Origin of the sequence: Desulfovibrio mangrovi (assembly GCF_026230175.1) — a bacterium.
Lineage (GTDB): Bacteria > Desulfobacterota > Desulfovibrionia > Desulfovibrionales > Desulfovibrionaceae > Halodesulfovibrio > Halodesulfovibrio mangrovi.
This window is the reverse complement of sequence record NZ_CP104208.1, coordinates 3,116,844-3,129,660: the sequence shown is the minus strand read 5'-3', so window position 1 is coordinate 3,129,660 and position 12,817 is coordinate 3,116,844. Positions and strand designations below refer to the sequence as shown.

8 protein-coding genes are annotated in these 12,817 nt (G+C 61.5%); 7 read left to right on the top strand and 1 reads right to left on the bottom strand.

Annotated elements, in window-relative coordinates; all coding sequences use genetic code 11:
* Positions 1-78 precede the first annotated feature (78 nt).
* Complete coding sequence (locus N1030_RS14000) at positions 79-1,311, bottom strand: RsmB/NOP family class I SAM-dependent RNA methyltransferase (RefSeq protein WP_265829071.1); 1,233 nt, start codon at positions 1,309-1,311, stop codon at positions 79-81.
* A gap of 262 nt (positions 1,312-1,573) precedes the next feature.
* Here N1030_RS14000 and N1030_RS13995 point away from each other — a divergent pair, with 262 nt between their 5' ends.
* The 7 genes from N1030_RS13995 to N1030_RS13965 all read left to right on the top strand — a co-directional run bounded on the left by N1030_RS13995 (position 1,574) and on the right by N1030_RS13965 (position 12,698).
* Positions 1,574-3,244 (top strand): FG-GAP-like repeat-containing protein, encoded by a 1,671-nt coding sequence (locus tag N1030_RS13995; RefSeq protein ID WP_265826095.1) that lies wholly within the window; start codon positions 1,574-1,576, stop codon positions 3,242-3,244.
* An 84-nt stretch (positions 3,245-3,328) separates the two neighbouring features.
* On the top strand, positions 3,329-4,378 hold the full coding sequence (locus N1030_RS13990; RefSeq protein ID WP_265826094.1) for an RluA family pseudouridine synthase: 1,050 nt from the start codon (positions 3,329-3,331) through the stop codon (positions 4,376-4,378).
* Between the two features lie 168 nt (positions 4,379-4,546).
* Positions 4,547-5,083 carry a DUF3568 family protein gene (locus N1030_RS13985; protein WP_265826093.1) on the top strand — a complete coding sequence of 179 codons (537 nt, stop codon included), beginning with the start codon at positions 4,547-4,549 and terminating at the stop codon, positions 5,081-5,083.
* A 208-nt stretch (positions 5,084-5,291) separates the two neighbouring features.
* Positions 5,292-6,638, top strand: coding sequence for a metallophosphoesterase family protein (locus tag N1030_RS13980; protein ID WP_265826092.1), 1,347 nt, complete (start codon positions 5,292-5,294; stop codon positions 6,636-6,638).
* Complete coding sequence (locus N1030_RS13975; RefSeq protein WP_265826091.1) at positions 6,635-10,726, top strand: AAA family ATPase; 4,092 nt, start codon at positions 6,635-6,637, stop codon at positions 10,724-10,726. The genes N1030_RS13980 and N1030_RS13975 overlap by 4 nt, the downstream gene beginning before the upstream one ends.
* A gap of 35 nt (positions 10,727-10,761) precedes the next feature.
* Positions 10,762-12,090, top strand: a complete 1,329-nt coding sequence (locus N1030_RS13970; protein WP_265826090.1) for a cyclic 2,3-diphosphoglycerate synthase — start codon at positions 10,762-10,764, stop codon at positions 12,088-12,090.
* A gap of 242 nt (positions 12,091-12,332) precedes the next feature.
* A complete protein-coding gene (locus tag N1030_RS13965; RefSeq protein WP_265826089.1) occupies positions 12,333-12,698 on the top strand; it encodes a hypothetical protein in 366 nt (121 codons plus the stop codon).
* Positions 12,699-12,817: the final 119 nt, after the last annotated feature.

Genomic DNA, 12,817 nt, shown 5'->3' with positions numbered 1-12,817 from the left:
CACGTACACTAAAAAAGCCTCGCCGACTGGCGAGGCTTTTCTTCTTATCTTTCTCAATTCAACCCAAAACCAACAACCCTACTTCTCCGACCACAATGCCCTCTTCCCCTTCACTCGCAATCTGCCCAGCGGCAGGCCGCGGAAGTAGAGGCCCAGTTCCTTTTCGGTGGTCTCCACGTTCAGGCTCTGGCCGGTGAGCAGGGCCAGAATGGGGGCGGGTTCGTCCATGTTTATGCCGTTGGTCTGATCATATTCCGGCATGAGGGTGCGCAGGCGGGGAGAGGGGCGCACTTCACCCGCAGCCACCTTGCCGAGGGGGAAACCGCGCCAGCGGAACTGCTTGGGGAAATGGTCCAGCGCGAACTGTTGCAGGAAGATGGCCTGCTCGTTCACCACGGCAATCTCGCCTTCTGGCAGCAGGTCGGGGTCCACGCCGGTCATGGTCAGATGATGGCGGGGCAGAATGTCGGCGGCAAGGCCGACATCGCAGTGCGGGTTATCATCGGGCACGGGGGCATCCAGAGGCTTGCGGAAGGCCGCGATGTAGAAGCCTTGTGCGCCGGATGCTTCGGGGTCCACACGCAGGGTGCCTTCGCAGCCCGCAAGATAGGGCTCCTCAAAGGTGAAGCCCGCAAAGGGGGTAATGGGGTCCACTTCCAGGCCCAAGGTTTCCTTTGCCCACAGCACCTGCTCCTCGTTTTCCTGCACGTTGGTGGTGCAGGTGGAAAAGACCACACGGCCACCGGGGACCAACAGGCGTTCCGCCTCTTCCAGCAACTTGCGCTGAATGCCCACAAGGGGTTTCACCTTGTCGCCCTGCCACAGCTTGAGCACGTCGGGGTGACGTTCCACGGTGCCCCAGCCGCTGCACGGGGGGTCCAGCTGAATCTGCTGCCACATGCAGGAAGGCAGAGGCAGGGCTTCGCCGCCGTAAGAACAGGTGGCGGAGTGCAGCAGGTTCAGGGTGAACAGGTTCTGGCGCAGGGTGGCAAGACGGGAATGGTTGGGCTCGTTGCCCATGACAAAGCCATCCGGCCCCACAAGCTGGCCCAGAAAGCCGGTCTTGCTGCCGGGGCTGGCGCACATGTCCAGCACGGAGCTGCCTGCGGCAGGGTTAAGCGCCAACGGCGGCAACATGGAAGAGCGGTCCTGAATGTAGATAAGCCCGAAAAAGGCGGCAAGACTGGAACCGAGCGGGCGCGGCTCTATCGTGAGCCTACGGCACCATTCCGAAAAAGGTTCGGGTTCAAAGTCATAGCCCTGCGCCCTGAGCAGTTCCTCAACGAGCGGACGGTGTTCCGGCTTGCACACAAGCCTGAAGGATCGGGCGGAAGACTGCGGGGCAGCCTGCTCGGCATTGTCGGTCCGCTTACGGCTCCGGACGGGTGATGCGGCATTCTTTCTGGTCACGAAGCGGACTCCGGTCATAAAAACTTGTAAAAAAATGTTCCCAACGGCCTCGCGGCTCTACCTCATGGTTGCCTGAACGGGCAAGAGGTATTATGGATGAGCGACTGTAAGCGATCACCCCGGCTATCAAAGCCGTTTTATGAATTTTTTTCAAGGAGACAGTATGCGTCTTTCCGTGCGTACGGCATTCCTGACCTGCCTGCTGCTCGTAGCAGGTGCTCTTTCCGCCTTTGCGGAGACCGCGAAAACCTTTGCGGTTCTCCCCTTTCAGGTGAACGGCCCCGTTGCCTACAAGCATCTTGAACAGGCCATTCCCCAGATGCTGACTTCCCGTCTGTACTGGAAGGATAATTTCGTGGCCGTGGACAAGTCCGCCTACGCCGGCGTTGCCACGCCCTCTTCCCAGTCTCAGGCACAAGCCGCGCTGCAGAAGATCGGCGTTGATTACCTTGTATACGGCTCCACCACCATCATCGGCGATGAAAGCTCCATCGACGTACAGGTTGTGGGCAAAGACGGCTCCAACTGGCCCCGTTCCGCCACCAGCAAGGTGGATCAGATGATCCCCACGCTGAAGAACCTTGCCGAAGCCATCAACAGCGAAGTGTTCAAGCGCGAAGAAGCTCCGGTTGCCGATGCGGCTCAGCCCAAGATGGTGAACCAGATGAACCCCGCCATCCAGCAGAACCAGCTTACCGCCAACCAGCAGGTATACCTGAACCCGCAGTTCCGCTACGCCGGTGAAACCGAGGAAGGCAGCCGCCTGCGCTCCAATGCCCTGAAAATTGCCGCGCACGCCATGGTGATCGAGGATCTGGATGGCGACGGCAAGAACGAAGTGCTGTTGCTTACCGAACGCGAAGTGGGTGCCTACAGCTTTGACGGCGCGCGCCTGACCCCCCTCGCCACGTTTGAATCGGCCGCACGCCTGACGCTTATCTCCATGCGCGCTGCCGACCTGAACCGCGACGGCATCATGGAAATCGTCATCAGCGCCGTGGACACCCAACAGGCTCCGCAGTCCATGATTCTGAACTACCAGAACGGCAAATTCTCCGTTCAAAGCGATAAGATCAGATACCTGCTCTCCATCGCCAAGTTCCCGCCGGACTTCATGCCCGTGCTGCTCGGCCAGCGCCTTTCCAACGGCAACAACATGTGGCGCGAACCGATCTATGAAATGGTGAAAACCGGCGGCGGCTGGGACAAGGGTCGCAAGATCGACCTGCCGGACGGCGCCAACCTGTTCAACTTTGTCTGGTTGCCCGCAAGCAATACCGAAGACCCCAAGTTCATCCTGCTTGAGGCCGACAGCGAACACCTGCGCGTCTACTCCGAAAAGTTCGCCCGTCTTGCGGAAACCGATGACGGCTACTCCGGCGCGTCCATCGGTCTGGAACAGAACCAGTCCATGCGAAACATGGGCAAGGATACCCTGCTCATTCCGTCCAAGTACTTCATTCCCCTGCCCATGATTCCCGCCGACTTCGACAACGACGGCCGCTGGGAACTGCTGGTCAACAAGCCCGTATCTGTAGCTGCCCAGTTCTTTGACCGCTACCGCTTCTTCCCGCAGGGCGAAATCCACTCCCTGTACTGGGACGGCGTCGGCCTCGGCCTGCAATGGAAGACCCGCCGCATCAAGGGCAGCGTTGTCGCCTTTGACGTCAAGGACGTGAACAACGACGGCATCCGCGACCTTGTGGTCTGCATCAACACCCACCCCGGCAATACCGGTATGGGAGATCGCAAGACCATGCTGCTCGCCTACCCGCTCGACATGAGCCAGAACGACCCCTCCGCCGAAACCCACAAGGACTTCAAGCAGGAATAGTCGTCACGCATAGTGTCCTTTCAAGCCCGGTGGACATGTTTCACCGGGCTTTTTTTACCCGCTACGCCCGATACGGAGAAACGCATGAGCGGAGTGCAGCACATTACGGTAACCCCTGAAGAATCCGGCCAGAAGCTTCTGCAGTTTCTGCAGCGCAGGCTGGGCAAAGACGTTCCCAAGGCTGCCGTCATGCGTTGGATCCGCACAGGGCAGGTACGTGTAAACAAAGGGCGCGCAAAGCCTTTCGACAGAATCGCCGAGGGGGATGTGGTGCGCGTTCCCCCCTTCCATTCCGAAGAGCCCGAAGCTGCCCCCGTTACAAACGCAGACCCGCATTCAGACATGAGACCAGGCCCGACATCCGCGCCCGGAACGCCGTCTCCGGACCATGCAGCGCGGCTGGAGCAGGCAGGACTGTCTGTCGCCGCGCAGGCGGAAGGTCTGCTGGTACTCCACAAGCCTGCCGGTCTTCCCGTGCAGCCGGGCACCGGACATGCCGATGCCGTCACCTCGCGCCTTGCCCGCTGCTTTGCCGACGCGCCCTTCATGCCGACACCGGCCCACCGCCTGGACAAGGACACCTCGGGCCTGCTGCTGGTTGCCACCAGCTATGCACGCCTGCAATCGTTGCATGCCCTGTTCCGCAACGAACACGCCATCGGGAAGTTCTATCTTGCATGGGTACAGGGAGATTGGCCTGAAAAAACCCCTGTCACACTGAAGGACACCCTCGGCAAACGCGACACCGCCAAGGGCGAACGGGTGCTCCGCCTGTCCCCGGATCAAGGGAATACTACGGGGGGAGACGATGGCCCTTCCGCACAGGCTTCCTGCACGGTCACACCCGTCCTGCGCAGAGGCAACGCCACCCTGCTTGCTGTCCGCCTGCACACGGGCAGAACCCATCAGATTCGCGTCCAGCTTGCAGGCCGGGGCTTTCCCATTCTGGGCGACCGCAAGTACGGCGGTCCGGCCTGTGCCCAAGGCATGCTGCTGCACGCATGGCGCATTGTGCTGCCTGCCCCCGCGGACTCGCCTGCTTCGGGGAACGAGACGCTGACCTTTACCTGCCTGCCGGACTGGAAGTCGCCGTTCGACGTTCCGCCTGCCCCCCTCGCGCCATCCGATCTCTGATCCCCGCCTCCCTGCCAAACGCGGCAGCCCTCCCGCCCTTCACCCCCCGCCCTCGCCCCATGGCGAACGATCTTCACAGTATTGTTGACCTGCTTGGCAAGTGTTGCTACCTTCCACTATAGTAAGCCCTGTACTGTTGCCTTTTTTTGCAAGGATTTAGATCGTCCCATGCCCAGTTTCCGTCATTGCCTGCTTCTTCTGATACTATGCCTGCTGCCTCTGCAGTCCGGCTGCGTTGTCACCGCCGTCGGGCTCGCTGCCGCCGGTGTCGCCACTGCCAAACAGTCCATGGAGGACGTGGTGGAACGCTCCTATCCACAGCCGTACTGGTGCGTATACAAGGCGACCCATGCGGCAATGCAGGAACTGGCCATACACATAGAAAAGGTTGAACAGGACGAAAAAGGCGATACCATTCAGGGCAAAACCGCGGAATATCCCGTTAGCATCGAAGTGTCCCACGTCACGGACAGCGTCACCAAGGTACGCATAGACGCCGGCAAGAACATCTTCCAGCAGGATCAGGCTACGGCAACCGCTGTTGCAGACGCCATCCACGACATCATAGACCGCAACCTTCAGGCCGGTCTGGTCATTCCCCCGCCTCTCCCCTGCACGGCTGTCAGCAGTGCAAAACAGGCAGAGCCCTGCACCGATCGCGCTGACGATGCAAAGGACAACTCGCTGATCTTCTCCAAGAACTGATCGCAACTGCGGCAACCCGCTGCCGCAGACCATGTCCGGCCCCGATGCCATTTTCCCATCTCTTTTCGGGCGGAAGAGCCCAATTGCCCATTCATGTCGCGCGCGCTTTATGATAGAATGAGGCAGTTCCACGCGTGGTGAATCACCGTTGGCTCCGGCGCATGCTCTCCCTGTTTTCTTCCGAACCCTGTAGCCCTTCGGCCCATACATGACCTCAACGCCTTCAGACCGCCCGCTGCGCTTCATTCATGCGGCTGACCTGCATCTCGACGCCGCCTTCAAGGGTATCGCTTCCGATGCCCCCGCTTCGGTGCGCACTGCTCTGCAGCGAGCCACGTTTACCGCCTTTCAAAGACTTGTGACACTCGGCTGCAGACTCAAGCCTGACGCCATCATACTGGCAGGCGACATCTACAACCATGAAGACGGTAGCCTCAAGGCACAGCTGGCGCTCAGAGACGGCTGCCTGCGTCTGCAGGATGCCGGAGTGCGGGTGTTCATCGCCCACGGCAACCATGATCCCTACCCCACCCGCGCCGCCTCCATCACCCTGCCGGACAACGTCTCCGTATTCGGCACCGAGGCTCCGGACCTCGTTGAACTCACCCGCAACGGGGAACTGCTGGCAGTGGTGCATGGCATCAGCCATGCCTCGCCGCGCGAACGCAAATCCCTCGCCCGCAAGTTCAAACGCTCCCTGCACGACGCCGTACAGATAGGTGTGCTGCACTGCACCCTCGACACAGTGGCGGCATCAGATATTTACGCACCCGCGACCCTCAGCGATCTTTCTGCAACCGGTCTGGATTACTGGGCTCTCGGACACATCCACGAACCGCAGGTCGTCAGCCAAAACCCGCATGCAGTATACCCCGGCAGCCCGCAGGGACTGCATATCAACGAGCAGGGCCTGCACGGCTGCATGATCGCGGAGGCATCGCTTTCAGACCGGGACCACAGTCTGAACGTGCGCCTGTTCCCCCTGTCTCCTGTACTCTGGAAAAAGGTGGAGGTGGATATCTCCGGCCACGAAACGGCGGAACAGCTGGATGACGCCCTGTTCTCGGCCGCAGACCAAAGTCTGGCGGAAGAACTGGAAGCCTGCGAGGCTGGCGGAAGCGTCTGGGGCATCACGCCCGATGCTCCCGAAGGCCTCATTCTGCGCATCACCCTCACCGGACGCGGCCCACTCGACCACCTGCTGCGCGCACAGGGAACGCTTGCCGATCTGCTGGAACGGCTCCGCGACACGCTCGCCGTGCAGACGCCCTTCATCTGGGTCAAGGATATCGAACTCGCCTGTCGGCCTGACGTGGACATGGATGCCCAGCGGCGTCGCCCCGACCTGCTGGGCGAAGCCCTGCGCACAGCCCAGTCCCTGCGCGGACAGGGAGGTGACTCCGCCCTTGCGACCCATTTTACCGAAGCCCTCTCCGCCATGTTCGACAAGCCGAGGCTGCGCAAGGCCATTGATCCGCCGGACGCAGACGAGCTTGCCCGCCTGCTCGATGAGGCAGAGCTGCTGTGCATGGACCTGCTGGAGGCCGACCAATGATCATCCGCAATTTCACCATGGACGGCTTCGGCATTTTCGCGGAACAGAGCGTTAACGGCCTGCCGGACGGTATCTCCATCTTCCTCGGCAACAATGAGGCAGGCAAGACAACCTGCCTGCGTTTCTTCCGCCACATCCTGTTCGGGTTTCCCACCCCCAGCCACAAGGAATTCACTCCTGCGCTGCGAGGGGGCACACCGGGCGGCAGCCTGCTGCTGCACACCGGTGCGCACGGCCTGCTGCGCATGGAACGCAGACCCGGCGTACGGGGCGGTCCCGTTTCCCTGCAGACCGAATCCGGCACTCCGCTTGAGGCAGCCATACTGGAAACCCTGCTTGGCGGCGTCACCAAGGAAGTTTACGAAGCCGTCTACGGTTTTTCCCTTTCTGAACTGCAGGAGCTGGCCTCCCTGAACGGCGAAAAAGTGCGCCACGCCCTCTATGGCGCGAGCTTCGGTGCGGCCACGAAACCTGTAGGACAGGTGCTCAAATCCCTTGATGCCGCCATGGACGCCCTCTACAAATCCAGCGGGCAAAAGCCCCTGTTGAACCGCAAGCTTGCGGAACTGGATGATGTCCTGCGCCAGCTCAAGGAAAGCGACAATGCCGTGCTGGCATACGAGCAGACCACTGCGCAACGCGAAGCCATGACAGCCGAACTGGAGGCATTGCAGAGCCAGCAGACGGAGCGCCTTGCCGAGCGCGCGGCACTTGAACGCCGCTTGTCCCTCTGGGAGCAGGCCGAACGCCTGCAGCAATTGCGGATGCGCCTCGCCTCCATCTCGCCAGCTATCGACAACTTTCCGACCGAGGGCATTGCCCGCCTGGACCGCCTGCGTGATGCATTGGCAGAACGCCACGAGGACCTGCAGGGTATTTCCGCCAAGCTTCAGCGGCTGCAGGAACGCCAGCGGCACCTGAATCTGCCCGCCCATCTGGCCATTCTGAAGCTGCAGCACGGCATTACCGGTCTTGCGGAAGAAAAGGCCCAGTACCGGTCACGTATCGATCAGTTGCGAACCGCAGAGACTGCGCTTGACCACACGCAAAGCGACCTGAACCGCATTCTGGAAGCGCTGGGTAACGAATGGGATACCGGCAGGCTGCGCAACTTTGACCGCTCCCTGTTCACACAGGAACGTATTGAACAGTTCGCCCGCGCCATGCAGCAGGCCGAGGCCGAACTCCTGCACGCCCGCGAACAGCATGAGATCCGGAAACGGGAACTGCAGGAAGCCCTCGCGGGGCGCAAAGATGCTCAGGCCATCATGGAACGCTTTGCCTCACAGGACATGCAGGGCGATCCGGCCTTGATCGAGGAACTGGCCTCCCGCAGGGAGCACGTGCGAAGGCTGCTGGAAGAACTGCCCCGCAAACGGCAGGCATACACCCTTGCCTCGCAGGAGCTGGACAACGACATTGCCAAACTGGTTCCGGACTGGACCCGCGAACGCATCAGCCACCTCGACACATCTTTCACGGCGCGGGAAAGCGTTGCCGCGGCGGGGCGTGCCCTTGCCGATACGGAACGCAGCCTGCACGATGCCACGGTCCTGCATCAGGCAGTGACGGCGCAACTGGAACCTCTGGACGGACGCCTCAGGGAGCGGCAGGCCGAACTGCAGCACAGCAGCGCGCCGACCCGGGAGGAGGCGGGCGCCCGCCGCTCGGCCCTGCGCACCTTGCGCGGCGTGCTGCGACACCATGACGAAGCGGAACGCAGGCTGAACGACCTGCACGCGGCCCGCGCCGGACATGCCAACGCAGGCGGAGCCGCGTTTGTTGGTTATGCCGTCCTGTCCACCCTGTTCCTCGCAGGTTGTTATCTGGGGCTCGTGGCGCTGGACAAGCTGCCTATTCCTGCGCTGCTCGCCGATGTCGCCTTCCCCCTTTCCTACCTTGGCGCTGCCTTGGTTGCCTCTTCACTGCTTGGCGCAGCTCTGCTCAGTCTGCGCTCACGCTCCTCTGCCCGCGGGGCGGAAACAGAAGTGCAACTGGCTATAGTCGAGACAGAACTGCAGGAACTTGCCGAAAAGATACAGGCTCTGTGCCCCGGCGCCGGTATCAGTTCCGGCGCAGTCTCCATTTCTAACGAAGAACTTGAGCGCGCAGAACTTGCCGCTGACGCCATGCGCGATGCGGCTGAGAACCGCGCCCGCCTGCTCCGCTCCATGGAGGAGTTGCGACAGGAGCGGGAACGCCTGCTCCGTCAGGCAGCGGATGCCGCCCGCACTATCGACAAGGCCCGCAACGAGCGCGATCTTGCCAGACAGGCATGGAACGTACGCACCCGCGAGTTGCAGCTCCCCGCCACCACCACGCCGGAAGTGGCCCTTTCCGTCTTCGACAGAGCAGAAGGCATACATGCCCGCATGCAGGCGCTTGACGGCGCAGCACACGAAACCTCGGCCATGCGCCAGACCGTTGAAAGCTATCTGGCCCTTGCCCGCAGGCTGCCTGCCGGCACGCCTGAAGCTGACACTCCCCTGAACGAAGAGGAACTCCTCGCTCAGGCCGACACGGCCATTGAAAACGCACGGCAACTGCGCGAATCCGCCACGGAGCGTGCCCGTGCGGCACAGGTGCTTGCGGAGCGCCATGCACAGGTCGCATGTTGTGAAGAGAGAGTGCAGAACGCCGCCGCCCAAGAAGCTGCCGTCACCGCCACACTCGCCACACAGACCGAAGCATGGCAGACATGGCTGGATTCCCGCGGTCTTGCCCGCACGCTCAGCCCCGCAACGGCCCTTGGCGCCCTGCGCCTTGTAAACGACGGCGTCGCCCTGCTCGACTCGCAGGATCAGCTACAGCATACCCGCACAGCCCTGCAGACCGCCATGAACGCCTACGCCGACATGCAGGACACCCTGCTTGCCGCGGCGCAACAGGCACTGCAACTGCAGCCCCCGCTGACGTCCGAAGGCATCGTGGACCGGCTTGCCGCCACGGATCTTCTTTCGCAGGCCCTTGCAGCGTCCCGCGAGGCCGCAGCCGAACATGCCGCACTGGAACGCGAACTGCCCGAACTGCAAGACCGCCTGCACGCCTGTCAGGAACGCATACGTTCCCTCAACGCAGAGTACCGCGCCCTGCTGGAACATGGCGGTGCACTGGAACCGAATCAGGCTGTTGAGCAGGCCGATGAAGCCGTCTCCGTCCTCCCCACAGCCGAGGAACTGTTCCGCCAGCGCGGCATGGCCCATGCCGCACGCGTGGGCGTGTTGAATGAGTTGACGCCCCTGCAGGTCTCGCTTGAAGCGGCTCTCGCCAGCGGCGCAAGAGACCCGGAGGAAGCCGGAGACCAAACCGTTCCCAGCCGCCAACTGGAACTCTTCCTTGCAGAACCGCTTTCGGACGATGCCAAAGCCCAACTCGCCGCCCGTCTGCAGACGCTGCTCACAACCGTTGCCGAGGACCGGAAGCGGGAGGATGAACTGCGCCAGCAAATCAGCGACAGCAACACCGCTCTCAAAGGCCTTGCCTCGGCAGAACAGGTTTCGGACCTGCGCAACCGCGAAGCCGCCATCAGGGAAGACCTGCGCATCCTGAGCCGTCAGTGGGCACGCCACGCCATGGCGCGCCAGCTCGTGCTCACCGCAAAGCGGACATTTGAACAGCAGCGCCAACCCGCAGTTATCCAGCATGCCAGCAGCTTCTTCCGCACCATAACGGGCGGGACATACAGCGGCCTGCATACCAGCCTTGATGACGATTCCATCCGCGCCATCCGCGAAGGCGGCGAAAGCCGCCTGCCGGAACAGCTCAGCCGGGGCACGCGGGAACAGCTCTTTCTTGCCCTGCGACTCGGGTTCATCCTCAGCCACTCAGCCGGAGGGGAAGCGTTGCCCGTGATCATGGACGACATCCTCGTGAACTTCGATCCCGGCAGAGCCGCGCGCACGGCCGAAGCCCTGTCGCATCTGGCGGAACACAATCAGATACTGTTCTTCACCTGTCATCCTCAGACTGCGGAAACACTGCTGTCCAAGGCACCCTCCGCCGCTCTCTACACCGTGGCGGACGGCACCATAACCAATGATACAGCCTATTCCGGCAGGAGGGTCGTCACGACGTCCTCTCCGGCATAACCTCGCACACGGTTTTCCCGTTCAGGAGTGCTGCAATGCGAACAATCATCATCATGGGCGCGGCAGGAAGAGACTTCCACAACTTCAACGTGCTGTTCAGGAACAATCCGGCATACAAGGTCGCAGCCTTCACAGCCACGCAGATTCCCGACATAGACGGCCGCTGCTACCCCGCCTCCCTTGCGGGCGAAGGCTACCCCGAGGGCATACCGGTTATCGCCGAAGACAGGCTTCCCGGACTGCTGCGCAAGTTCAGGGTGGACACGGCAGTATTCTCCTACAGCGACATTTCGCATGAAACCGTCATGCACCGAGCCTCGCTGGTGAATGCCCATGGGGCCAACTTCATGATGCTGGCACCGGAACAGACCATGCTGTTTTCCTCCAAGCCGGTGATTGCGGTCTGCGCCGTCCGCACGGGCTGCGGCAAGTCGCCCGTCACCCGTCACATCTGCGCACTGCTGCGCAACCGGGGACTCAGGGCCGCCATCATACGGCACCCCATGCCCTACGGCGATCTGGAACGGCAGGCCGTGCAACGTTTTGCCTCTCTTGAAGACATGGACGAGGCCCAATGCACCATTGAGGAACGCGAGGAATACGAACACCACGTGGAACAGGGCTTCACCGTTTTTGCCGGTGTCGACTACGCCCGCATTCTTGCCGCCGCCGAGGCGGAAGCCGACGTCATCGTCTGGGACGGCGGCAACAACGACACCCCCTTCATCAAGCCCACCGTGCACGTGACCGTACTGGATCCGCTGCGTCCGGGGCACGAACACGCCTATCATCCGGGTGAAACCAACCTGCGGCTTGCGGATATCGCCATCATCAACAAGGTGAACTCCGCCCCCCTGCCCGCCATAGCGCAGGTCACCGAGTCCGTGCGCCAGTACGCCCCGCTTGCGGAAATTCTGCTGGCAAAATCCACCGTGACCGTTGAAGCCCCTGAACTGGTGGCGGGCAAACGCGTTCTGCTGGTGGAAGACGGCCCCACACTCACGCACGGGGAAATGGGCTACGGAGCCGCGCAGGTTGCCGCCGAACTCTACGGCGCATCCGGCATTGCCGACCCGCGCCCCGCAGCGGTTGGCAGCATAGCAGAAAGCCTTGCCGCACACCCACACATAGGCAACGCCCTGCCCGCCATAGGCTATTCAGGCAAGCAGCTTGCCGACCTTGAAAAGAGCATCAACGGCACAGACTGCGACAGTGTGCTGCTGGGCACCCCCATACGCCTTGAGCGGCTCATCTCCATCAACAAGCCGCACGTACGCGTCCGGTATACCCATGAAGACCATGGCAACCGCTCGCTGGAGCAGGCCCTGTTCGAACGCCTGCCCCTTCCACCTGAGCAGGAGTGACGCCCGGCCCATTTGCGCAGGCAGACTGCCCCTGTCTGCCCGTTGGTCATGAGCAGGCCGCATTCCTGTCATTCGCTAGCGTCTTGTCTCCCAAAGCCCCTCCGCCTTACGCGCGGCAGGGGCTTTTCCGTATACGGCTCCCCCGCGACGTGGAGCGGACATATCCGCCGCAATATCATTGTACACTGTGCAGGATGCCTTACCTTTACATCAGGTAACTCCACTGTCACACAGGAGGCGATATGACGAGACAGATGTCGTTCACCAAGATCCAGCAGGAGATCACTCCCGCGTTCCGGCAGCGCATGGACCATGCAGAGTCCACAGAAGACATCAAGAAATTCTTTGTACATTCCATGCAGGACCTGTTCTCCAGGGCACTGGAAAGTGATATTCCGGTAGAGTACGAAGAAATCACGCTGGAACCGGAATCCGAACACGGTTTCATGCTGGCGGACTCTCTCATGGGGAGAGATTCCTTTTATCAGACATGGACGCAATCCGACCTGCCCAGCATTGTCGGGTACTTTGCCCAGTATGCTGTAAAACGGTTCCGCCATCTGGAGCGAAATCCCGGAAGCGACTACTTCCACCAGAAGCAACGTTAGCCCCCTGCATCACGACATACACAATGAGGCCCGCCCCAAGAACGGGGCGGGCCTGCTCTTTTCATTTCCGGTCGCCATTTCCTCCAATGCGCAATTTCAGGAAGCATGATTTCCGCCAC